The organism is Variovorax sp. 679 (genome assembly GCF_003952185.1).
Classification (GTDB): domain Bacteria; phylum Pseudomonadota; class Gammaproteobacteria; order Burkholderiales; family Burkholderiaceae_C; genus Variovorax.
Genome location: NZ_RXFS01000002.1, coordinates 564618 through 587812, shown reverse-complemented (window position 1 = coordinate 587812; position 23195 = coordinate 564618). Strand labels below are relative to the sequence as shown.

Genomic DNA, 23195 nt, shown 5'->3' with positions numbered 1-23195 from the left:
GTAAGCGGAAGGTCGTCAGTTCGATTCCGACAAGCGGCACCATTCGAAGAACCCCTGAGTCCTGAACCGGCTCAGGGGTTTTTTCATTCCGAAGCAGAGTGCGACACGCCCTGCATGAGCAAGCCCAGCATCGCGAGCTGCGCCACCAATGCCGGCCGTTGCGCCGATCGCAGGCTCTCGAGCACGGCCGCGAGCAGCGTCGCGCTTCGACCCAGTCCGGCCTGCTTCAGGCGCTGCACTTGCGCCTGGGCCCGCGACAGCGCGCCGCCGCCCTGATGGCGCAGGCCCTGGCGCAGCCACAGCGCCAGAAGCTCCAGCGTGTCGCCGGCCAGTGCGGTCAGGGCGGGTGCTTCTTCTGCGTCGCTCTGCAGACCTAGTGGCTGAGGCGCGGCGGCCTCCACCTGCAGCACCACGGCGCGTTGTGCCGTCAGCAGGCTCAGCGGTTGCATGACGGCACGGTCGCCCTGCAGGTGCACCGTGCCTGCCACTGCGCGCAGCGCGCCGTGTTCGCCGGCGAGCGTGCGGGCCAGCGCGTCGATGGCGCCGGGTGCGACCGAGCGATGCGGCAATGCCAGGTGCAGGCATGCATCGTCCGTGCTCGCGCCATCTTCCGTCGCGGCTTCGTCCTCTGGCGTCGCCTGCCCCAGCCGTGCATGCAGCACCTGCGCTGCCGCGTCCCAGTGGCAAGACACCGTCTCCATGCGCTCGAAGGCCACCACATGCAGCTGCCCCGACGCGCCGGCCGACGCGCCGCTCGCAGCCTGCCGGGGGCGCACGAAATCGGGCTGCGCCTCGCGCAGATGCGCCACCAACCCCGCCACGCTGTCCTGCCGCAGTGGCACGACCAGGTCGTCCCAGGACTTCGGCGACAGCGGCAGCACGCCCGTCTGCCGCGCGCCGGCCGTGATGTCGACCAGCCCGTTGGCCCGCCGCGTCGCGGTCTTGGTGATGACCTGCCCGCTCGCCAGCTGCCGCAGCGGGAAGCCCGCGACGCGCCGGTTCAGCAGGTTTGGCGCCGCACCGCCGGCCGCGGCATCGGCCTCGCGCGACCACTGGCGCTCCAGCACGGTCACGTTCTGCGTGTCGGGGTCGGCAAAAAGAATGTTCGCTCCCTCGGCCGTCTCGTCGGACCAGAGTTCGGCGCCGAGCGACACCAGCCGCAGATGGTCGAGCGCAACCTCGCCCTTCACGCCGATGCCGAGGATCTGGCTCGCCGGCAGCGCGGGCCGCGCCGAGCCCGCCTGCTGCGGCCTCCCGGCATGCGCCGCCGCCTGCAGCCGCGCCCACAGTTCGGTCAGCACGCGCACCAGCCGCAGCGGCTCGAAGCGGCTGCTGCGCGTCTGCTGGGCCTGCAGCAGCTGCCAGAGTTCGTCGAGCGCGTCGTCGATCCAGTTCCAGCCCAGTTCGCGTGCCTGGCTGCGCACGGCTTCGAAGCGGGCGGCCAGCGCCATCAGCGGCTGGCTCGAACCGTCGAGCCAGAGCGACAGCAGCAGGGCATCGATCTGCGCGCGCAGCGCAAGCGCGGCCTCGCCCTGCATCGCTCCAGCGGTTTGCGGCGCGGTGTCCGTCGCATCCGCGCCCGCAGATGCCGACGGCTGCACCTCGACCATCACCTCCGCCGAACCCGGCGCGAGTGACCCGGCCTGCCGGAATGCCCACACCGCGATCACCACATGCGCGCAGCCGCTGCCCTGCTTGCAATCGCAGCGCGCATGAACGAGCGAGCTGCGCGAAAAGAAGCGCACGCTGCACATCGGCAAGCGTGCCGTGGGCGGCGCGCTGGCACTGCGCCAGGCCTGCACGCCGACCACCGGGCGCGCGGCGGCGAGCTTGTTCGCCTGCTCGAGCACGGAGGGTGCGAGGCTCGTGGCCAGCGCGGCATCGTCGAACTGCGCGGGGCTCCATGCGCCTTCCGGCTCGGTCGAAGCTTCCTCGGGCGCAGCCGGCGCATCGGCCTTTGCCGATGCAGCCTGCGCCTGGTAGGCCAGCACCAGCATTACCCGGTGCCGGCACATGCCGCTTGCCGGGCAACTGCACTGCGCGTCGCGCAGCGTGCGTCCCGGCGGAAGACTGGTGCGCACGCCGTCGTCGAACTGCGCCTGCACGACTCCATCGGCGCCGGTTTCGAGTTTCGGCAGCAGGCCGGCCGCCACGTCCTTCTGCGCACGTTTGACGAAGCCGGCGTTGGCCAGCGCCGTCAGCGCCTCGGGCGTGAGCTCGAGCAGGTCGGCGCGCAATGCGATGTCGACGCTCATCCCTGCACCTTTTCGGCCAGCCAGCCGGCGAGCTGGCCCGGTGTCATGGCGCCGATCTGCGCGCCTTCGCGCACCAGCCGCGCCGCCATCCCGCGGTCGTAGTTCGGCTCGGCCTTCGAATCGAGCGCGGCCAGCCCCAGCACCTTCGCGCCAGATTCGACCAGCGCCTTCACGCGCCGCACCAGCTCATGCTCGCTGCCGCCTTCGTAGAAGTCGCTCACCAGCACCACGATGCTCTTCGAGGGGTTGGCGACCAGCGACTGCGCGTACGCCACCGCCTTCGCGATGTCGGTGCCACCGCCGAGCTGCACCTTCATCAGCAGCTCGACCGGGTCTGACACGTCGGCGGTCAGGTCGACCACCGCCGTGTCGAAGGCCACGAGCCGCGTGCGCATGCCGGGCAGCTGCCACAGGCAGGCGGCCATCACCGCGCTGTGAATCACCGAGTCGACCATCGAGCCGCTCTGGTCGATCAGCAGAATGATGTCCCATGGCTCCGCATGCCGCTTCGTGCGGCTGATGAAGACCGGCCGTTCCACGTAGAGCTTGCGCCGCTGCGGGTCGTAGCGATGCAGGTTGGCCGCCAGCGTCTGCCTGAAGTCGAAATTGCGCGCCACCTTCATGCGCGAGCGGCGGCGCCGGTCGCGACTGCCGCTGAAGGCCTGGCGCACCTGGGTCGCGAGCTTTTCCATGATGCGGCGCACCACCTCGGCCACCAGCTTGCGCGCGGCCGCCAGCACCTCGGGGTTCATCAGGTGCTTGGTATGCAGCACCGCGCGCAGCAGCGATTCGGAGGGCTCGATGCGCTCCAGCACTTCGAGGTTCGTCACCACCTCGTCGATGCCGTAGCGCTCGACGGCGTCCTGCTCCAGCCGCTCGATCACTTCCTTCGGGAAGAGCGTGTGGATGGTGTTGATCCAGTCCGGCGTGCTCAGCGCAGACGGGCCAAGGCCGGCGCTGCGTTCGCCTCGGCTCGCGCGATCGCTGTCGCGGCCGTAGAGCCAGTCGAGCGCGGCATCGGCGGCCTGCGCTTCGGCGCTCAGGCTGCCGCAGGCGGATTCGGCCGGATCGCCCAGCAGCAGGCGCCAGCGCTGCAGCGGATCGGGAATGTCGAGGCTCATGGACGGGGGCCTTCTTCTCTTGAGTCTTCGAGCGTCACGCCCCAGGCGGCGAGGCGAGCGAGCACCGCGTCTTCCACCCGGCGCGCCTCGGCCAGCTGTTCGGGCGCAGCCTCGCCGGCATGGTGAGCCGTGAGCGCACAGCGCGAGAGATGCGTGGCGTCGTGCAGCGTCAGCACCTGGTCGGCCAGCAGCCCGCGCTCCTGCGGCGGAAGCCAGGCGAAGGCCGCGCGCAGGCTGGGCATCGCGCGCACGAAGTCGGCGTTGTCCAGCGCCTGCACGGTGCGGTCCATGCCGGCGACGAAGGCGGGCTCGGACGCCAGCGTCTCGCGCGCCAGTGCCAGCAGCCCGGTGAGCGCATCGCCGAGCACGGGGGCGGGCAGCGAGTGCAGCAGCTGCATGGCCTCGCGTACACCGTGATCGCCGTGGTCTTCGTGCGTTTGCGCATCTGCGAAGCGGCCCGCAAGGCTCAGCGACGCGCCCAGCGCCGCGCCTCGGCTCACGGGAGCCGCACTGGCGTCGGCGGCCTTGCGCTGCCACACGGCAAGCGCGCGGGCCGGCTCCACGTCGAGCAGCGACGGCGCGTGCGCATCGTGCGCGTTGTCCTGCGCATGGGCCAGCACGTCGGCCACGATCCGCCGCAGCGCGAGATGCCCTTCGAGGTGCGCCTGCATGTCGGCCGGCCCGATGGCGGCGGGCGGCTCCAGCAGCCACAGCGCGCGGTCGAAGCCCGACTCGATCACCACGCGCAGCACCGGTGCGTCGGCCATGCCCAGCATCTGGCCGTGGCGCAGCAGCGTGTGCAGCACCGACAGGGCAGGGCCCAGCGCCTCGAAGCGCGGCTCGCCGGCAATCGCGCCGCGCAGTTCGCGCAACAGCGCCTCGCTGAGCGCCGACAGTCCCGCCCAGGCGGCCTGGTTGAGGCCGTCGGCCAGCGGGCCGATCCGGCCCTGTGCCTGGCGCAGGTCGTCTTCGAGCCGGGCGCGCGCCGCGTCGTGCAGGCTTGCACCCCAGGCGCCGGCTTCGATCAACGCGGCCTGCTGCTCCAGCGGCTCGCCCAGCGACCAGAGTTCGGTGCGCTCGCCCGACATCGCGAGCTTCGGCCCCTGCGTGCGACGCACGCCGGGCAGCCGCAGGATCGCAAGGCGATGCAGCACGCGGCTCTTCGCGCGATCGGCTTCGGCCAGCAGGTCGAGCTTGAGCTGGCCGCGCAGCGCGATGCCGTGCGCCGCCAGCTCGGCCTGCACGGCGGCCACCAGCGGCGGTTGCGGCGTGCCGGGCGCGAGCAGGCCGACGGTGTCGCCGGCCAGCACGTCCATCGCCTGCACCAGCACGGGATCGGTGCCGGGGCGGATTGCGCCGCGGTAGGTCCAGGGCAGCGGGGCGTCGAGCGCGTCCTTCACCAGCGCGCCGGCCAGCGCGTCGAGCCAGTCGGAGCGCAGCGGCTTGTCGTGCCCGCGCAGCCGTGCGAGTCCCTGGGCGCGCAGGTGCACGGCCATCAGGTCGGCGGTGGAGGCAGGAAGCTTCTTGTCGCGCAGGCGCTGCATCACGTGCTGCAGCGCGCGGTGCGCGGCGCCCTCGGGGCCGTGGTCCCACATCCACTGGTAGTAGGCCGGGGAGGGCATGCCCGAGGCATAGCCCGCGAAGGCGTCGAGGCGCTTGAAGGTGTAGGGCACGAGGTAGGAGCCGAAGCGCAGAGGGGCTCCGGACTCTTCTTCGTCGCCGGCGGACTCGTGCGAGGGCTGCGGCGTTTCGGGCAGCCCGGCGGGCAGGCCCTGCCACAGCCGCGCCAGCGCCGGCGCGTGATAGCCGCCGCACACCACAAGCGCCTGAGCCCGGCCCGGCTCGCCCGGCTGCGCCATCGCCCAGGCGATCCAGCGCGCCATCATGGCTTCGCGCGCCTGGTTGCCCTGCGAGCCGCGGTCTTCGCCGCGCAGGTTGTCGAAGTAGGTCGAGAGCCGTCGCGACAGTTCGGCCGCGTCGCAGCCGTCCTCGAACAGGTGATCCCACAGCGCGTCGCGGCCCTGCACGGAGAGCTTCTCGGTCAGCGCGCGTTCGTAGGCCTCGGCGCGCTCCTCGTGCTCGTGGTCGGCCACGTCGGCATAGCGGTTCTCCATGCGCGAGAAGGCGTCGTGCCAGGCCGGCAAGTCGATGAAACGCACGGCGGCGCCGACCTCGCGCGCCACCTGCAGCGCCTGCCACTCGGGCGAATGCTCGGCGAAGGGCGACCACGAACCGCGGTGCGTCTGGTCGCCCGAAAGGTAGCTGTAGATCGCCACCGGCAGGCGGTGCGGCAGATACAGCTCGTCGAGGCGCTCGTTGAAATCGGCCGGGCCTTCGATCAGCACGTACGCCGGGCGCAGCGTGCGGATGCGCTCGGCCACCAGCCGCGCGCAGGCCGGGCTGTGGTGGCGCACGCCGACGATGTGGGGTTGCTGCATCGCTGCGTGTTCAGGGGAGGCGGTGGCGTGCTTCGTAGTAGGCGCGCCAATGCGGGCCATTGCGCTTGGCCGCCTTCTGCTCGAAGTAGCGCCGCAGCTTCGCGCGATCGTCCGCGTTGTCCTTCACTACCGTGCCGGCGATGCAGTCGACGAGATCAGCAGGCGAGCCTTCGCGCTGTTCGAGGAACCATGCGCGCACGCCCACGGCGTGCGCCACGTTGACGGCCTCGGCGGTGGACATCACGGCGGTGAGCCGGTCCATGGCGGCATCGCTGCCACCATCGCCCTTGGCGGGCGCGCCGCGCAGGTCGCGGAAGGTGGACACCAGCAGTTCCAGCACCGGCGCGGGCACCGTTTTCGGGATGCCGCTCTGCGCGAGCAGCCGCGTCGACGATTCCTGCACCAGCGCCAGCTCGCGGTCGAAGTCGAGGATGGGAAACACCGTCTCGAAGTCGAAACGCCGCTTCAGCGCCGCGCTCATCTCGTTCACGCCGCGGTCGCGCGTGTTGGCGGTGGCGATGATGTTGAAGCCCTCGCGCGCATAGAGCATGCCGTGCTCGCCCGAGAGCTCGGGCACCGCCATCACGCGGTCGGAGAGCATGCCCAGCAGGCAGTCCTGCACTTCCAGCGGCGCGCGCGTGATTTCCTCGAAGCGCACCACCTGGCCCTGCTGCATGCCGAGGTACAGCGGCGCCGGCACCATCGCGCGCGGGCTCGGGCCTTCGTTGATGAGCAGCGCGTAGTTCCAGCCGTACTTGATCTGGTCTTCCGTGATCGATGCGCCGCCCTGGATGGTGAGCGTCGAGATGCCCGAGATGGCGGTGGCCAGCAGCTCCGACAGCATCGACTTCGCCGTGCCCGGCTCTCCCACCAGCATCAGCCCGCGCCCCGTGGCCAGAGTGACCAGCATGCGCTCGATGCTGGCCACCGGCGCGACGATCTTCGGCGCGATGTCGAGCGCCGCGTCGCCGAGGATGAACGAGCGCGCGGCCTTCAGGCTCAGCACCCAGCCCGGCGGGCGCGGGTCCTTGTCCTGCGCCTGCAGCCGCGCGAGCTGCGCGGCATAGAGGATCTCGGCCGGCGGGCGCTGCAGCGCGGTGGAAGCGGAGGTGTCTTTGGATGTCTTGCTTGCGGTGGCCATCTGGTCGTTCAGGCGCGAAGGCCTTCCATGTCACGGATCAATTCGCTCGCGGAAATCGGATCGAGCTGGTTCAGCTTCTCCGCGTCCTGCATGTTGCCCCAGCCCGAAGGCTTGCCGACCTGCACTTCGCCGAGCTGCTGCTCGGGGTACTCGTCGACCATGCCGACGATGATGCCCGGGTCGAGGTACAGCTCGATCACCCGGTCGGTGCCCAGCGGCTTGGTGAAGTACCAGATGCCGCCGCCGTCCTGCGCTTCGCCGCGGCGCCAGCCCTTGTTGGCGAGGCCGAGCACGCGGCCCGTGGGCACCTTGGCGTTCTTCCAGCGTTCGAGCTTGTTGTTGTTCTTCTCTTCCTCGGTCAGCGTGTAGACGTCGCGGCCGATCTGCGCGAAGGGCTGCAGCAGTTCGTAGTCGGCGAACACCTGGCCGAAGGCCGCGGCGTCGGCGGCCGAGAGGTCGAGCGCATGCGGCACGCCGATGCGGATGTTCTCGCCCGTGGGCAGCTCGAAGGTGTCGTCCTCGGCGGTGGTGTAGCCGCCGTCCTCGGCCACGCGGAAGCAGGCCTGCAGCCTGCCGCCGTAGCTGCCGCCATCGTCGACCTCGTACACGGCCCAGATCAGGCGCTGCACCAGGTGGCGCACCAGCGGATGCTCGACCAGGAAGGTGCGGAACACCTCGGGCGTCCAGCGGCGGCGTGCGCACATCGCGACCTCGAGGCGCAGCAGCTGCTGGCTGGCGATGGTGCGCGCGTCCTTCTTGAGCAGCTTGAAGCGTTCGACGGCTTCCTTGCCCAGCTCGGCGTCGTCGGTCTTCTTGGGCTTGGGCAGGTCGGGCAGGCGTGCGCCGTCGACGCCGTCGGCGCCGGTCTCGCGCACATAGGGCTTGAGCGTCTCGTCGAAGCCGACCTTGAACGCGCGCGGGCCGAAGTCCAGCCGCATGGTGCCCTGCTCGTCGAGGCCGAGGTCGGGCGCGAGCCGGTCCTCCAGCTCCTCGGTGCTCAGGCCGCGCGCCTCGGCGATGGCGTCGATCTTCTCGCGCGCCTTGTCCTGCAGGCCCTTGAACTTGACCTTCTGCGCGATGCCGTTGAGCAGCATCAACGCCACGTCGCTGCCGATGTTGGCGAGCACGTCGAGCCCGGTGACGGCGCGCGCATGGGCCGCCTCGCCGGGCCATGCGCGGATGAAGGGGGTGAGCTTGCGCGCGGTGTCGTCGTTGCCGAGCTGACCCAGGCTGGTGAGGGCCCAGCCTTCCTTGCTCGGGCCGCTGGCCTCGAGCCAGGCGGTGAAGAAGTCCCAGGCGAAGTCGGCGAGCGACTCGGCGTCGCAGGTTTCCTTGACCACGGCGATGCCACCGTAGATTTCCTCGTTGGTCGGAAAGGTCAGCATCTGGCCCAGGTGGTCGAGCGCGTCGTCGGGCAGCGCCTTGCCGTTCTTCAGCACCGGCCGGCGCCAGCCGCGTGGCTGCCAGAATTCGGGCAGCTTCGAGCGCTTGGTGGGGAAGCGGTCGAGCGGACTCTCGTCGAGCACGGCGCGCAGCGCCTCCACCGCCTCGGGCTTGCCGTAGCGGCCGGCGACTTCGAGCAGCAGCGTCTCGTGGCCGTTGGCCTGCAGCAGCCGCAGCGCCGAGCCCGCGCAGTCTCGCGCCTCGCCGGCCTTGCCGAGCGCCGGCGCGATCAGCCCGCAGGCGGCGTGCTCGGGGTACTTGAGCAGCCATTCGCGACCGGTGGCGCGCAGGGTCTTGAGCTTGGCGAAGGCACGCGCGGCGGGCAATGCGAGCTCGGGAGCGCCGTAGTAGAGCGCGAAGGACAGGTTCTCCCCGGGCTTGGCGCGCACCATCGACAGCAGGCCCGGCAACACCGCCAGGCCGTGCGTCGCGAGCATGCGCCCGATGCCGTAGTCCTCGGCCTCGCCGGCGATCGCGTTCCAGAAGGGCACGCCGACGGCGGGCGGCAGCATCGCCGCATAGGCCGACTGGAAGCGGAACCAGTAGTAGCGCTCCTTCTTGCGCTCGACCACCATGGCGCGCCAGGCGGCGACCAGTGCATCCGCATCGCCGGCTGCGACGGCCGCGACGGCGGCGTCGATCAGCGGGCGCAGGAGCTCCTTGCTGCGGTCGAAGCCCAGTTCCTCGAGCAGGACGCGCACGTCCTGTTGCGCGCTCGAATGCCGGCTCTTCTGCCAGGTGTTGGTGCTCAGCGCGTTCGCGCGCGCGGCCTCGTCCCAGCGCTCGACGGGCTGCAGGGCCAGCGGCTCCAGCACCAGCGCGCCGGCCGCCTTCTTCTGCACCTTGGCCAGCCACGGCGGCGCGGACAGCACGCCCGGCAGTTCGTCCGCGCTCGCCACTTCGGCCGGGCCGGCCAGCAGCGCGAGCTGCCGGTCGATCACGCCCTGCGCGCCGGCGTCGAGCCAGGGGCGCAACGCATCGACCGAGCCCGCGTGCGCGCGCAGCAGCCTGGCGAGGCTGGGCGTGACGAGGTTGGCGTCCTTGCCGCCCGCCGCGACAAGCCGCGACAGCGCCACCAGCGCCGCCTGTGGCCAGCGGTCGACCGCGAGCGAGAAGCGCGCGAGCGCCGCCTTGGAGCTGCCGGCCACGCGCGCCAGCGCCTGCACCGCCTCGGGCGTGCCGATGGCGGCGAGCCCGTCGCCGGCCTCATCGCTGGCGGCGCCGCGCTCCAGCCCTTCGACCGCATCGAGGCCGCGCTCCTGGATCAGCGTGGCGACCATGTTGTTGTGGCCCCAGAAGCCGGTGGAATAGCCCACCCGCGTCTTCGCCGTCAGCGCGATGGCCTCGGGATCGGTGGCGGTCAGCGCCAGCCAGTGCAGGGTCTCGGGCGTGTCCTTCTCGGCCGCAAGGGCGTGCGCCAGCGCGTTCGAGATTTCGGGCGCGTCGGGCAGCAGCATCGCGATGACGGGGCGGCGGAGCGCATGCAGCCGCGGCAGGGCGGCCTCGATACGGTCGCGGCTCTCCTGCCATACCTCGGGCTCGGCCACGGCCAGGTGACGCCGCATGGCCTGCTCGCCCTGGCCCAGCGGGCCGCGCCAGCCGTTGCTCATCGGCCGGGTCACGGTCTCGGTGAAGCGGCTCTTGCGGGTGCGGGTCTTGTAGTCGTGGTCGGTCTCGATCTGGACGCCCTGCGCGTCCAGCATGATGTTCACGGCGTCGGCCAGGCCGTATTGCGCGACCAGGTAGTCGACGATCGCCTCGGCCGGCTCGCTCTCGCCGTAGTAGCCCGAGGTGCCCAGCGCCAGCGCGAGCATCAGGGCGTCGGCCTCGGCGTCCGGGCCGGGCGCCGAACCGGTGGATGGCGCTGCCACGCGCTCGAGCAGGCGCTGTGCGGCGGGGCGCAGGGCGGCGTCGGTGCCGTCGATGTCGATCGAAGCTTCGAGCTTGCGTTGCGCCAGGAACCACGCGGCCGTAGCGCCGCGGCTTTCCACCGGCTGGGGGAAGCGGCGCGACGCGAAGGCCACGCGCCGCATCTCGGGCGTGAAGCGGATCGGCGTGCCGGCGGCCAGCCAGGGTGGCGTGTCGGCGCCATCGGTGGTGGAGGGCAGGGCGACCGGTGCCGCGTTGCCCTCGGTCGTGGCAGCGAGCTGTCGCGCGATCTCCTTGGCGCGCTTGGCCGGCGTGGCGGTGGTGCCCCAGCCGGAGAGCAGCCCCTGTTCCTTGAGCCGCTTGAAGGCGAGCGCCGCGCCCTGTTCGCTCACGCCATGCTGGCGCTTGATCGCCGCCACCGACAGCGCATCCGTCGGCTTGAGCTCGTCGGCCTCGAGCTGCGCGCGCACTGCCTCGAAGGCGCGGTCGGCCTGCGAGTCGATGCTTTCGGCAGGGGCAGCAGCTTCTTCCGTGACTGCGATTGCGGTTGGTGTCGCCGGCGAGGAGCTTGCCGTTGCCGCCGCCTTTTCGGCCTTGGGCTTGGCTTCCGCCTTCGGCTTCTCCTCGGTCTTGCCTATGGCCGCATCGGCCGCCACACCCACTTCCGAATAGCCCTTGCCGGTCTTCTCGGTTACCAGCTTGGTCAGCGCGGTGGCGGCCTTGGTGGCATCGTCGAACGACTTGGTCTGGCTCTGGCCGGCGGTGCCGATGCGGCCCCATCGGATGTTGAGTTCGGCATCCGCCTGCTCGACCTCCCAGAATTTGCTGGCGGTTCCTTCGATCAGCTCAAAACGGCGCATGGAAAAACGTTCTCCTGTGAATCGATGAAATGCGGCCGGCGACTGCGGGCCCGGCCCTGCATGACAGGGCGGGCGGCTCCTTCCTTCCGCTGTGCTCGCCGCCGAGGATAAGGGGCTGGTGTGAAGGCTCGGCCCTCCCGGCCCCCTGTCAACGAGAAGATTTCGTCTCGCGCGCGGGTGAGTACGAAGAAATCATTCACGCGCGTGCCGCGTCTTCCGCCAGCTCCCCGGCGAACGCATAGGCGGGCCCCATTCGCTTGCGCTTGCAGTGCTGCAATGCGTGGCCGGCCGCGTCGAACAGGTCGGCGAGCGTGTCGCCATCGGCCGGGTGGCAGGCAATGCCCATGCTGAGTTCGCCGCCCGCAAGCAGCCGGCCCTCGTGGGCCACGGGCCTGGCGCCGGCGGTCTCGATGCGGATGGCCATCTCAGCGAGCTTCTGCCGTGGCGGGTTGCCGACCAGGAGGATCGCGAACGAGCTGCGGTCGCCGTCGCTGTCACCGTCCAGCCGGGCCACCAGGTCGTCCGCGCGCACCTGCTCGCGCAGGCGCTGCGCGATGGCCGCCAGCACTGCGTTGCTGGCCGCGCGGCCATGGCGCTCGCTCACGGCCTCGAAGTCGTTCAGGTCGATCAGCATCAGCGAGAACGGCCTGCCGTCGCGCAGCCATTCCTCGCCGCGGCGTTCGAACCCGGTGCGGTTCGCGGCGCCGGTGAGTGCGTCGATGCCGGGGGCGGCCATGAGCGTGTGCGCGCGCATCTCATGTGCGCGTTCTGCCCTCAGTCGCGCGGCAGCGGCCAGCGCCAGCACCGCCAGTTCGGCGATCACGGCGACCTGTGCCGGGTTCGCCTGCCCGGGCGCCCAGGATTGCTCGCTCCAGGCGGGGAGGTGCGCGACCGAGATGCCCGCAAGCAGCAGCACCGCCCCGGCGCAGAACAGAATTGCCGGCCAGCGCACGCGCCGCCGCACTACCAGCGCGCCCGCCGCGAGGACCACGGTGGACGCCACCACCAGCGCCTGCAGCACGCGCAATATCGGGGAAAGCCGGGTTTCGATGCCGGCATGGAGCGCCGCGAATGCGAGCATGGCGAGCAGCGCCAGGAGCACCTTGTCGAGGCGCGGCGCAAGCTGATGCAGCCTCAGCAACTGTCGTGCGAACTGCAGCCGGCAGGCCGCCCAAACCACCAGCGCGAGCGCCGCCCAGTGCGCGAGCGGGCCATCTGGCGCGAAGCGCTCGAGTCCCGCGAAGGCGGCCAGTGCGAAGCCGCAGGCCAGCAAATACCAGCCGTGGATGCGCGCACTGGACATCACCAGCAGCACGAGGCCGCAGACCACGAGGCCGGCCAGCAAGCCGAGGCTCACACCGCCGGCCATGTGCTGCGGCGGGTGGCTGGAACGGGTCGGTGGCTGGTGGGCATCCGGTCGGGCTCGGGGCTGGTGCGAAGTGAGTCACCGATCGTAGCCTCGAAGACCTGTCGTCGAGACCGTCTCCGTGCCCGATGCCGGTACGGGGTATCCCTTGTACGAGCCCGGCTAGAACTCCGCGCCCTCCACCAGGAAGCGCAGCCGTCGCACGCCCTGCCATTCGTCGGCATCGAGCCGGAACGCCAGCTTCACGCGCGGCGGCAGCGGCTCGGTGTGGCTGAACCAGATCGCGTCGATCGGCTGGCCCTGGTGCCGGAGCTTGAGCGACAGGTGCTTCTCGCCCACGAGGCGCTGCGACACCACTTCCACTTCCTCGCTGAAGGTCGGCGGCGCGAAGCCCTGTCCCCACACCTCGCGGTGCAGCGTGTCGACGAGGTCGATGCGCATGTACTCGCGGGCGATGGGACCGTCGGTCTCGATCTGCCGCGTGAGCGCAGCCTCGGCCAGCAGCTCGCGCGCCACCTGCGCGAAGCCCTTCTCGAAGGTCTCGAAGTGCTCGCGCGCGACGGTGCAGCCGGCCGCCATCGCGTGGCCGCCGAAGCGCAGCAGCACGCCCGGATGGCGCTTGGCCACGAGGTCGAGTGCATCGCGCAGGTGGAAGCCTGGGATCGAGCGGCCCGAGCCTTTCAGCTCCTGCTCCTTGCCCGGCGCGCCGCTCGCGGCGAAGACGAAGGTGGGGCGGTGGAAGCGGTCCTTGATGCGCGAGGCAACGATGCCCACCACGCCTTCGTGGAAGCCCGCGTCGAACACGCTGATGGCCGGCGGCGGCGCTTCGATGCCCTCGCCATCGGCGGCGAACAGCGACTCGGCCAGCAGCAGCGCCTGGTCGCGCATGCCGCCCTCGATGTCGCGCCGCTCGCGGTTGATGCCGTCGAGCATGCGCGCGAGTTCTTCGGCGCGGCCCGCGTCGTCGGTCAGCAGGCATTCGATGCCCAGCGTCATGTCGGACAGCCGGCCCGCGGCGTTGATGCGCGGGCCGAGCGCGAAGCCGAAGTCGAAGGTGGTGGCAACGGAAGCGTTGCGGCCGGCCGCCTTGAAGAGCGCCGCGACGCCGGCCGGCATGCTCCCCGCGCGGATGCGGCGAAGGCCCTGCGCCACCAGGCGGCGGTTGTTGGCGTCGAGCTTCACCACGTCGGCCACAGTGCCCAGCGCGACCAGCGGCAGCAGCGCGTCGAGCTTCGGCTGGCTGGCCGTGTCGAACACGCCGCGCCTGCGCAGCTCCGAACGCAGCGCCAGCAGCACGTAGAACATGACGCCGACGCCGGCGATGCTCTTGCTCTCGAAGCCGCAGCCGGGCTGGTTGGGGTTGACCAGCACGTCGGCGGAAGGCAGCTCGGGGCCGGGCAGGTGATGGTCGGTCACCAGCACCTGCAGGCCGCGCGCCTTGGCGGCGGCCACGCCATCGACGCTGGCGATGCCGTTGTCGACGGTGATGAGCATGTCGGCGCCGCTCGCGGCCACGCGCTCGGCAATGGGCGGCGTGAGGCCGTAGCCGTCGACCACGCGGTCGGGCACGAGATAGCTCACGTTCTTCGCGCCCAGCAGCCGCAGGCCGCGCACGCCGACCGCGCAGGCGGTGGCACCGTCGCAGTCGTAGTCGGCGACGATGCACAGGCGCTTGTCCTGCGCGATGGCGTCGGCCAGCAGCGCGGCGGCCTCGCGCGTGCCGAGCAGCGCGTCGGGCGGCAGCAGCAGCGCGAGGCCGTCGTCGAGTTCTTCCTTGGCGCGCACGCCGCGCGCCGCGAAAAGCCTTGCCAGCAGCGGATGCACGCCGGCCTGTTCCAGCGCCCAGACGGTGCGCGGCGGGATCTCCCGGGCTACGATTTTCATAGCGCCTCCAGCACGGTGGCCGCCTGCTTGCGGTCGAACAGGCTCTTCGCCCAGCGGGCCAGGCCGCGCGGCTGCACGATGTAGCGCTGCGAGGCGCGGTCGCCGCACAGCGTGAGCGACACGTCGCCGGAGCCGCGCGTGTATTCGGCCAGCAGCGCGGCGAGAGGGCCGGCGTCGAGCGCCTGCCAGGCAGCGGCCCAGCCGATGCCGTCGTCGCGCAGCGCGGCGATGCGCAGGGTGTCGTCGACTGTCGGTGCCGTTGCCTGTTCCGCCGCTTCCTTCTTCAGCGCACCGGTGCCGGCGAGCCAGAAGGAATTGATCGGCGGCACGCCGCGCGCGGCGCGTTCGTCGTTTACGCGCTGCGTGTACAGCAGCATCTGCATCTCGTTCTGCAGCCGGCGCAGCGGCCGCGCGGCGTCGGCCAGCGGCGACCATTGCGAGACCGGGTAGCCCACCGCGCGGTCGATGGAGGCGGTGGCGAGGCCGTCGAAGATGCCGGCGCGCGCCAGCCAGCGGCCGGGCACCGGCGAAGGGTGCAGCGCGATGCCGTCTTCCTCGAAGAAGGGGCGCGCGGCCGCCAGCAGGGCGGCCGACTCGGCGGCGTCGATCTCGATGGCGCCCGGGTCGCCCAGCACCACGTCGTCGATGCCGACCTGCCAGTTGCACAAAGTGACCAGGCCCCAGCCTTCGGTATCGCCGGGCGCGGCGATGCCCAGCCGCCGTGCTTCGAGCGCGGCCCAGGGGATGCAGCCGTCGGGCGAGGCGATGCCCAGCGCCTGCGCCAGCGCGCGTTCATGCGGAGGCGAGCGCGTGCTTTCGTCCTGCGTATCGGTGTCGGCGAGGGTGAGGCGGGCGAGCAGGCTTTCGAGGTTGGGAAGCCTGAGGGTGGTCAGGGCCGCGCGGCATGACGGGGAACCGCGGCCGGCAAAAGGGATCAGGAGTTGGCGTGGGGAGGTTTCGGCCATTCCCCTATTGTCCCGGAAGCCCCAAGGTGATCCGGGATGCCACAATTCCGCCCCTATGCGACTTCCTTATGAACTGCAGCTCGGCTGGCGCTACACGCGCGCAGGCAGGGCGACGCGGCGCAACGGCTTCATCTCCTTCATCTCCGGTGTCTCGATGCTCGGCATCGCGCTGGGCGTGGCGGCGCTGATCATTGTGCTCAGTGTGATGAACGGCTTCCAGAAGGAAGTGCGCGACCGCATGCTCGGGGTGGTGTCGCACATCGAGATCTTCTCGCGCGACGGCCAGGCGCTTCAGCAGCTCGACGAGATCATGGCGGCGGCGCGCAAGCACCCCGAGGTGGTCGGCGCGGCGCCCTTCATCAACACCCAGGCGCTGATCGCGCGCGGCGAGGACATGAAGGGCACGATCGTGCGCGGCATCGATCCCAAGCTGGAGCCCGAAGTCACCGACATCAACGGCATCGCCTCGAAGGGCACCTTCGACAAGCTGGTGCCGGGCCAGTTCGGCATCGTGCTCGGCGCAGAGCTGGCTCGCTCGCTCTTCGTGCAGCCGGGTGACCAGGTCACGCTGGTGGCGCCGGGCGGGCAGGTCACGCCGGCGGGCGTGGTGCCGAGGCTGAAGCAGTTCACCGTGGTCGGCACCTTCGATTCCGGCCACTACGAATACGACTCGGCGCTGGCCATGGTGCACGAGCAGGACGCCGCCAAGGTGTTCCGCCTCGAAGGGCCCACCGGCATCCGCCTGAAGCTCAAGAACCTCAACGAGGCGCGCGACGTGGCCGACCAGCTTGCCGTGAGCCTGCCGGGCGAGTTCCTCATCCGCGACTGGACGCGCCAGAACAAGACATGGTTCGCGGCCGTGCAGGTCGAGAAACGCATGATGTTCATCATCCTCACGCTGATCGTGGCGGTGGCGGCCTTCAACCTGGTTTCCACGCTCGTCATGACCGTGACCGACAAGCGCGCCGACATCGCCATCCTGCGCACGCTGGGCAGTTCGCCGCGCAGCATCATGGGCATCTTCGTGGTGCAGGGCGCGATGGTGGGCGTGATCGGCACCGTGGCCGGCCTGCTGCTGGGCCTGGGCATCGCCTACAACATCGACGTGATCGTGCCCTTCCTGGAGCAGCTGTTCCATGCGAGCTTCCTGCCGAAGGACATCTACCTGATCAGCAAGATGCCCAGCGATCCGCAGCGCAGCGACATCATGCCCATCGCCATCATTTCCCTCGTGCTGGCCTTCCTGGCCACGCTGTACCCGAGCTGGCGCGCCAGCCGCGTGAACCCCGCCGAAGCCCTGCGCTATGAGTGAAGTTGTATTGAAGGCCCGTGGACTGACCAAGCGGTTCCACGAGGGGAGGCTCGACCTGACCGTGCTGCACGGTGTCGATCTCGACGTGCACGCCGGCGAAACGCTGGCCATCGTCGGCGCCTCCGGCTCCGGCAAGAGCACGCTGCTGCACCTGATGGGCGGGCTCGACGAGCCCACGGCGGGCAAGGTCGAGCTGCTGGGCAAGGACATCGCGCACGCCGACCCGGCCGAGCAGGGCCGGCTGCGCAACCAGCACCTGGGCTTCGTCTACCAGTTCCATCACTTGCTGCCCGAGTTCAGCGCCCTCGACAACGTGGCGATGCCGCTGAAGATCCGCCGCGTGGAGCCTCATGCGGCGGCGCAGTCGGCCGCGAAGATCCTCGAGAGCGTGGGGCTGGGCCAGCGCCTGCATCACCGGCCGGCCGAGCTGTCGGGCGGCGAGCGCCAGCGCGTGGCGATCGCGCGCGCGCTGGTCACCGAGCCGGCCTGCGTGCTGGCCGACGAGCCCACGGGGAATCTCGACCGCAGCACGGCGGACACGGTGTTCGAGCTGATGCTCGACCTCGCGCACCGGCACGGCACAGCGTTCGTGATGGTCACGCACGACCAGGACCTGGCGAAGCGCTGCGACCGGGTGCTGCAGCTGGTGGCGGGGCGGCTGGCGGGCTAGCCGACCGTTTCCGTTTCTTCTTCCTGCCGCTGCACGTCGAGCGGCAGTACGCACAACACCTTTCCGCCCAACGTCAGCACGAGGCCGAGCCTGCCGCCCATCTGCACGACCTGGCAGACGGTGCGCGGCGTTCCGGCGATGGTGGTCGCCGACATCGACAAGGCCCGCGCGGGCGGCTGCCGCAGCATCGCGAACAGCACCCGCGCATCGCAGTCCTGCAGCGCCTGCCGGTAGACGTGGAAGACCGCGTCCGATGACCCGGCTTCGTCCTCGCTCTTTTCCTGCCGCAGCCCCAGCAGCGCGCGATGCAGTTGCTGCCTGCAGGCCGCTTCGGTCCTGCCGCTGGCCTCGGCAATCTCCTTGAAGCTGGCCTCGAAGACTTCGCGCAGCAGCACCGCGGCGCCATCGGCCGGAGACAGCCTCGCAGCGATCAACCTCAGCGCCCGGTCGATGGACTCTGCCTGCGCCGCCTCGGCCTCTGCCGACGGCGCTTCGGGTGCGAGCCCTTCGGCATCCTTCAGCCACCGCTGCATCCACCCGTCGCGCCGCAGCCGGTCGATCGCGAGGTTCTGCATCACCGTCGTCAGCCAGGCCTGCACCGAATCCGGCGCGGGCCCGTCGCCGGCTTCGAGCGCGCGCAGGTAGCTGTCCTGCACCACGTCCTCGGCATCCGCCGGGCCGCCCAGCATGCGCGCCGCCGCGCGAACCAGCCGGCCTCGCAGTGCCGGGAATTGCGAGAGATAGCGTTCATCGAGCATCGGCGCAGCTTGCCATAGCCAGCAATGTCACGAAACTGTGGGCTTGTTCGTCAAGACAGTTCAACCACAGGAGCTTTCTTCATGCAGCCCACCATGTTCTCAATGGAATCGGAAGACGACACCAAGCCAGCCGCCACCGCCGAGCCGCGCAATTCCTACCTGGAGGAAAAGGCGTTCAAGTCGCGCACGCTGCTGATCTTCGGGACCATCAGCGATTCGGTGGCCGCCGACGTGACGCGCCGGCTCATCGCTCTGGACGCCGACAGCCCCGAGAAGCCCATCGACATCCTCGTGAGCTCGCCGGGCGGGCACCTGGAGTCGGGCGACGCCATCCACGACATCGTGCGCTTCATCAGCGCGCCGGTGAACATGATCGGCACCGGCTGGGTCGGCAGCGCGGCCACCCACCTGTTCCTGGCGGCGCCGCGCGAGCGCCGCGTGTGCCTGCCGAACACGCGCTTCCTGATCCACCAGCCCAGCGGCGGCGCGGGTGGGCAGGCGACCGACATCGCCATCCAGGCGCAGGAAATCATCAAGGCACGCCAGCGCATCGCGCACGAGATCGCGCGCGAGACCGGCAAGCCCATCGACGTGGTGCTGGCCGACATCGAGCGTGACCGCTGGCTGTCGGCCGGGGAGGCGGTGGAATACGGGCTGGTCTCGCGCATCATCCAGCGCAAGACCGAGCTGAAAGGCTGACCGAGCGCCGGATCAGGCCTTGGGCTTGTAGGCGACGACGTCGACTTCCACGCGCGCGTCGATCATCAGCCGCGCTTCGGTGGTCGAGCGCGCCGGCTTGTTTTCACCGAAGTAGCTCATGTAGATGCGGTTGAAGGCACCAAAGTCGCGCGCGTCCTGCAGCCAGCAGGTGCTCTTGCACACGTCGTCGAGCGTGGCACCGGCCAGCGCGAGCACAGTCTTGATGTTTTCCATCACCTGGCGCGTCTGCGCCTCGATGCCGCCCACCACGAGTTCGCCGTTCTTGTCGACCGGCACCTGGCCCGACACATAGATGAAGTCGCCGGCGCGCACGGCCGGGGAGAAGGGGCGGACCTGGCGGTCGGAGGCCAGGGGCGGGGCGCCGAGGTATTCGAGGGGCATGGGAACTCCTTGTGTGATGAAAGGAAAGAGAAACGGAAAGAGCGGAAACGCGCCGCGAGTATCCCTCTGATTTGAAAATCTATTTCAAAATAACCCCTGAACGAGGGTTAACACGGATGATTAGGCATGAATACTGCTTCAAAGTCCGGGCCGAAGAGAAAATTTCTTTCACAAACCAGCCCGCCTCATGAAGGAGTTCCCCATGCCCCACGCCGGTCTTGCCCAGTGTCTGCCCAAGCTGTCCAAACGCAGCCTGCTGGGCGCCTCCCTGCTCGCGATGCTGTGCGCCGCGCTGCCCTACCAGGGCGCCCACGCACAGGGTCCGCGCAACTTCGCCACGCTGGCGATGGTGGCCGAGCCGCAGACGCTCGACCCGATGGCTTCCACCGCCGACCTGGTCGGAACCATCATGCAGCACGTCTACGAGACGCTCTACACCTTCGACGCCAAGTGGAACGTGGTGCCGATGCTGGCCGAGGGCATGCCGAAGATCTCCGCCGACGGCAAGACCTACGCCATCACTCTGCGCAAGGGCGTGATGCTGCACAGCGGCCGTGAGCTCACCGCCGACGACGTGGTGGCCAGCCTGCAGCGCTGGATGGACCAGTCGCCGCGCGGCAAGGCCGTGGGCAAGGAAGTCGACAGCCTCAAGGCCAAGGGCCCGCTGGCGGTCGAGATCGTGCTGAAGGAACCCTACGCGCCGCTGCTCTCGCAGCTCGCGCTGCCCAGCGGCATGGCAGCCATCATGGCCAAGGACTCCATCGCCTCGCCGCTGAAGGACTTCGTCGGCACCGGCCCCTACAAGTTCAAGGAGCGCCGCCCCGACCAGTTCGTGCTGCTCACGCGCTTCGACAAGTACAGCGCGCGCAAGGAGGCCGCCAGCGGCTACGGCGGCAAGCGCGAGGCGGCCATCGAAGAACTGCGCTTCGTGCCCGTGCCCAACGCCAGCACGCGCGTCGAAGGCGCGCTGGCCGGCCAGTACGACTTCGCCGACCTGCTGCCAGTGGAAGCGCTTCCGCGCCTGGAGAAGTCGGGCGGCAAGACCGTGCCGATCATGACGCCCTCGTTCGGCTTCCCGTACCTCGTGCTCAACACGAAGGAAGGCGTGGCCGCCAGCCAGCCGGTGCGCCAGGCGATCCAGATCGCGCTGGGCGAAGGCGAGATGCTCGCCGCCGGCTTCGGCGACACGCGCTTCTTCACGGCCGAGGGCAACCACTTCCCGAAGGGCTCACCGTTCTACTCGGCCGCAGGCGCCGACCAGTACAACCAGCGCAACGCCGCCAAGGCCAAGGAAGCCGCTGCCAAGGCCGGCTACAAGGGCGAGCCGATCCGCGTGCTGACCAGCCGCCAGTACGACTTCCACTACAACATGGCCCTGCTGATGGCCGAGCAGCTCAAGCGCGCCGGCTTCAAGGTCGACCTCAACGTGGTCGACTGGGCCACGCTGGTGCAGCGCCGCAACGACGCCAAGCTGTGGGACATCTACGTCACCCACTCGGGCCAGTTCCCCGAGCCGATGCTCTCGCCGCCGCAGCTCGGCGACGGCGCGCCCGGCTGGTGGGACTCGCCCGCCAAGAAGACGGCACTGCAGGCCTTCAACGTCGAGAGCGACCCGGCCAAGCGCGGCGCGCTGTGGGGCAAGGTGCAGCAGGTGGTGTACGACGAGGTGCCGTACATCAACGTCGGCAAGTTCAACGGCCTCTCGGCCAAGAGCCCGGCGCTGGACAACTACCAGCCCGCGACCTGGCCGTTCTTCTGGAACGCGCAGATCAAGTAAGAAGACGCCGGGAACAAAGCCATGCCATCGCGTCGCCAACTTCTGCAAGCCAGCGCACTGGCCTCCGGCCTCGGAGCCCTGGGCCTCACGGCCTCCACCGTTCAGGCTGCCACCTCCGGCCCTGTCTACGCCTATGTCGGAACCTACAGCGACGGCGGCAAGCCGTGGCGCGGCGGGCGCGGACTGGGAGTGCACCAGTTCGTGCTCGACAGCGCCACCGGCGCTCTCAAGCCGATTCCCGGCGCACCGGCGGCCGTGGCCAGCACGGGCGAGGGCGCGAAGCTGCGCAACCCCGCCTCGCTCGCGCGCCATCCGAAGCTGCCGATGCTCTACGCGGCCAACGAGTTCGAGGCCGGCTCGGTCTCGGCCTTCCGCATCGGCGCGAACGGTGCGCTGACTTTCGTCTCCGAAACGCCCTGTGGCGGCAAGGACCCGGCCTACATCAGCGTGCACCCCGATGGGCGCTTTCTGTTCACGGCCAACTACGCGAGCGGCGATGTCAGCGTTCTCGCGCTGCGCGCCGACGGCACGCCCGATGCCGGCGTTGCAGCCGTCGTCTACAAGGACGTGGAAGCCTGCGGCGCGTCCACGCCCTGCAAGCCCGGCGCCGACGTGGTGCCGCAGGCTGCACGCTCGCACGAAGGCTTCGCCACCAGCGACCACGACGGCCCGCACGCCCACATGGTGCATGCCGATCCGAAGGGCGACTTCGTGCTGGTGGCCGACCTGGGGCTCGACCGCGTCATCTCGTATCGCTTCGACCGCATCACCGGCGTGCTGAGCCAGCCGAGCACGGTGGCCGTGTCGGAAAGCTCCGGTGCGCGCCACTTCGTGTTCCATCCGAACGGCAAGTGGTTCTACCTGGTGAACGAAGAGGCATCGACCATCGCCTTCATGCGCTACGACAGCGCCACCGGCGTGCTCACGCTGGTGAGCGAGACGTCGGCGCTGCCCAAGGGCTTCAAGGGCACCAGCTACGCATCGGGCATCCGCATGCTGCCGGACGGCCAGCACTTCGTGTCGCTCAACCGGCTGCACGACTCGATCTCGATCTTCAAGGTCGACGCCCGCACCGGCGCGCCCACACTGGTGCGCGAGGAGTGGTCGCGCGGCAACTACCCGCGCAGCTGCACGCTCGACCCGAGTGGCCGCTTCCTCTACGTGTGCCACAACAAGCAGGGCGACAACGTGACCGTCTTCCGCGTGAAGGGTGGCGACATCCAGTTCACGGGCCAGTACGTCGCGGTGGGCAGCGCGGCAGCCATCGAGTTTTCCGCGTGATGAAGAAATCGCTTTTCCGCTACATCGCCTCCCGCGCCGCGGGCATGCTGGTCGTGCTCGCCATCGTGGCGGTGCTCGTCTTCGTGCTCACGCGCGCCGCCTCGGGCGACCCGGTCTCGGTGCTGCTGGGCGACCAGGCCACCGCCGCCGACATCGCCCGCGTGCAGAAGGAATACGGCCTCGACAAGCCGCTGCCCGTGCAGTTCGGCTACTGGCTGCGCGAGGTGCTCCAGGGCAACCTCGGCCAGTCGATCTTCCTGCAGCGCCCCGTGACGCAGGCGCTGTGGGAGCGCTCCGAACCCACCACGCTGCTCGCGCTGATGGCGGTGGCCATCGCGGCCCTGATCGGCGTGCCCTGCGGCATCGTCTCCGCCGTGTTCCGGGGGCGGGTGGTCGACCAGCTCTTCACCGGCATCGCGATGCTGGGCGCGAGCATCCCGAGCTTCTGGCTGGGCATCGTGCTGATCCAGATCTTCGCCGTGTCCTTCGGCTGGTTCCCGGTGTCGGGCTACGGCGCGCCCGATGCGCCGTTCGCCGAGCGGCTGCATTCGCTGGTGCTGCCGGCGACCGTGCTGGGCCTGCTGAATTCGGCGCTCATCATCCGCTTCACGCGTGCCTCGATGCTCGACGTGCTGGGCGAGGACTACGTGCGCACCGCCCGCTCCAAGGGTTTGAGCGAGCGCACCGTGGTGCTCAAGCACGCGCTGCGCAATGCGCTGGTGCCCATCGTCACGGTGATCGGCCTCACGGTGGCTCTGATGATCGGCGGCGCCGTCATCACCGAGACCGTGTTCGGCCTGCCGGGCGTGGGCAATCTCGTGGTCAGCGCGGTGCTGCGGCGCGACTACCCGGTCATCCAGGGTGCGTTGCTCGTGATCGCCGCGATCTACGTGCTCATCAATTTCTCCATCGACCTGCTGTACGCCGTCGTCGATCCGCGCGTGAAGGTCTGAG

General features: G+C 70.0%; 16 protein-coding genes. 6 read left to right on the top strand and 10 right to left on the bottom strand.

The window, feature by feature from the left end; all coding sequences use genetic code 11:
* Positions 1 to 83: 83 nt before the first annotated feature.
* The 8 genes from EJO71_RS06710 to EJO71_RS06675 all read right to left on the bottom strand — a co-directional run bounded on the left by EJO71_RS06710 (position 84) and on the right by EJO71_RS06675 (position 15342).
* The gene (locus EJO71_RS06710) at positions 84 to 2255 is read right to left on the bottom strand and encodes an SWIM zinc finger family protein (protein WP_125947550.1); all 2172 of its coding nucleotides are present in this window, start codon (positions 2253 to 2255) and stop codon (positions 84 to 86) included.
* Positions 2252 to 3376: a VWA domain-containing protein gene (locus EJO71_RS06705; RefSeq protein ID WP_125947551.1), complete on the bottom strand. Its 1125-nt coding sequence runs from the start codon at positions 3374 to 3376 to the stop codon at positions 2252 to 2254. The genes EJO71_RS06710 and EJO71_RS06705 overlap by 4 nt, the downstream gene beginning before the upstream one ends.
* A complete protein-coding gene (locus EJO71_RS06700; RefSeq protein ID WP_125947552.1) occupies positions 3373 to 5814 on the bottom strand; it encodes a DUF5682 family protein in 2442 nt (813 codons plus the stop codon). The genes EJO71_RS06705 and EJO71_RS06700 overlap by 4 nt, the downstream gene beginning before the upstream one ends.
* Before the next feature lie 10 nt (positions 5815 to 5824).
* The gene (locus tag EJO71_RS06695; protein ID WP_125947553.1) at positions 5825 to 6955 is read right to left on the bottom strand and encodes an AAA family ATPase; all 1131 of its coding nucleotides are present in this window, start codon (positions 6953 to 6955) and stop codon (positions 5825 to 5827) included.
* Positions 6956 to 6963: 8 nt separating this feature from the next.
* Positions 6964 to 11127, bottom strand: coding sequence for a DUF4132 domain-containing protein (locus EJO71_RS06690; RefSeq protein ID WP_125947554.1), 4164 nt, complete (start codon positions 11125 to 11127; stop codon positions 6964 to 6966).
* A gap of 196 nt (positions 11128 to 11323) precedes the next feature.
* Positions 11324 to 12496: a GGDEF domain-containing protein gene (locus EJO71_RS06685; protein WP_125947555.1), complete on the bottom strand. Its 1173-nt coding sequence runs from the start codon at positions 12494 to 12496 to the stop codon at positions 11324 to 11326.
* A 159-nt stretch (positions 12497 to 12655) separates the two neighbouring features.
* On the bottom strand, positions 12656 to 14377 hold the full coding sequence (recJ, locus tag EJO71_RS06680) for a single-stranded-DNA-specific exonuclease RecJ (protein ID WP_125947556.1): 1722 nt from the start codon (positions 14375 to 14377) through the stop codon (positions 12656 to 12658).
* Positions 14374 to 15342, bottom strand: a complete 969-nt coding sequence (locus EJO71_RS06675; RefSeq protein ID WP_125947557.1) for a hypothetical protein — start codon at positions 15340 to 15342, stop codon at positions 14374 to 14376. Before EJO71_RS06675 ends, recJ begins: the two co-directional genes overlap by 4 nt.
* A gap of 55 nt (positions 15343 to 15397) precedes the next feature.
* On the opposite strand from EJO71_RS06675, the gene EJO71_RS06670 reads away from it, so the two are divergent.
* Positions 15398 to 16654: a lipoprotein-releasing ABC transporter permease subunit gene (locus EJO71_RS06670; protein WP_125947558.1), complete on the top strand. Its 1257-nt coding sequence runs from the start codon at positions 15398 to 15400 to the stop codon at positions 16652 to 16654.
* Complete coding sequence (gene lolD / locus EJO71_RS06665; protein WP_125947559.1) at positions 16647 to 17324, top strand: lipoprotein-releasing ABC transporter ATP-binding protein LolD; 678 nt, start codon at positions 16647 to 16649, stop codon at positions 17322 to 17324. The genes EJO71_RS06670 and lolD overlap by 8 nt, the downstream gene beginning before the upstream one ends.
* On the opposite strand, the gene EJO71_RS06660 is transcribed toward lolD, so the two are convergent.
* Positions 17321 to 18082, bottom strand: a complete 762-nt coding sequence (locus EJO71_RS06660; protein WP_125947560.1) for a sigma-70 family RNA polymerase sigma factor — start codon at positions 18080 to 18082, stop codon at positions 17321 to 17323. The two genes, lolD and EJO71_RS06660, sit on opposite strands and share 4 nt — an antisense overlap.
* 102 nt (positions 18083 to 18184) lie before the next feature.
* Between EJO71_RS06660 and EJO71_RS06655 the strand changes: the two genes are divergently transcribed.
* Complete coding sequence (locus EJO71_RS06655) at positions 18185 to 18781, top strand: ATP-dependent Clp protease proteolytic subunit (RefSeq protein WP_125948046.1); 597 nt, start codon at positions 18185 to 18187, stop codon at positions 18779 to 18781.
* A 12-nt stretch (positions 18782 to 18793) separates the two neighbouring features.
* Here the strand turns inward: EJO71_RS06655 and EJO71_RS06650 are convergent, their stop codons facing one another.
* Complete coding sequence (locus EJO71_RS06650) at positions 18794 to 19183, bottom strand: RidA family protein (protein WP_125947561.1); 390 nt, start codon at positions 19181 to 19183, stop codon at positions 18794 to 18796.
* 202 nt (positions 19184 to 19385) lie between these two features.
* Here EJO71_RS06650 and EJO71_RS06645 point away from each other — a divergent pair, with 202 nt between their 5' ends.
* Genes EJO71_RS06645 through EJO71_RS06635 form a run of 3 tightly spaced genes read left to right on the top strand, consistent with a single transcriptional unit; the run spans position 19386 to position 23194 of the window.
* Entirely contained in the window at positions 19386 to 20960 is a 1575-nt protein-coding gene (locus EJO71_RS06645) for an ABC transporter substrate-binding protein (protein ID WP_125947562.1), read from the top strand.
* A gap of 21 nt (positions 20961 to 20981) precedes the next feature.
* Positions 20982 to 22241, top strand: a complete 1260-nt coding sequence (locus EJO71_RS06640; protein WP_125947563.1) for a lactonase family protein — start codon at positions 20982 to 20984, stop codon at positions 22239 to 22241.
* Positions 22241 to 23194 (top strand): ABC transporter permease, encoded by a 954-nt coding sequence (locus tag EJO71_RS06635; protein WP_125947564.1) that lies wholly within the window; start codon positions 22241 to 22243, stop codon positions 23192 to 23194. Before EJO71_RS06640 ends, EJO71_RS06635 begins: the two co-directional genes overlap by 1 nt.
* Position 23195: the final 1 nt, after the last annotated feature.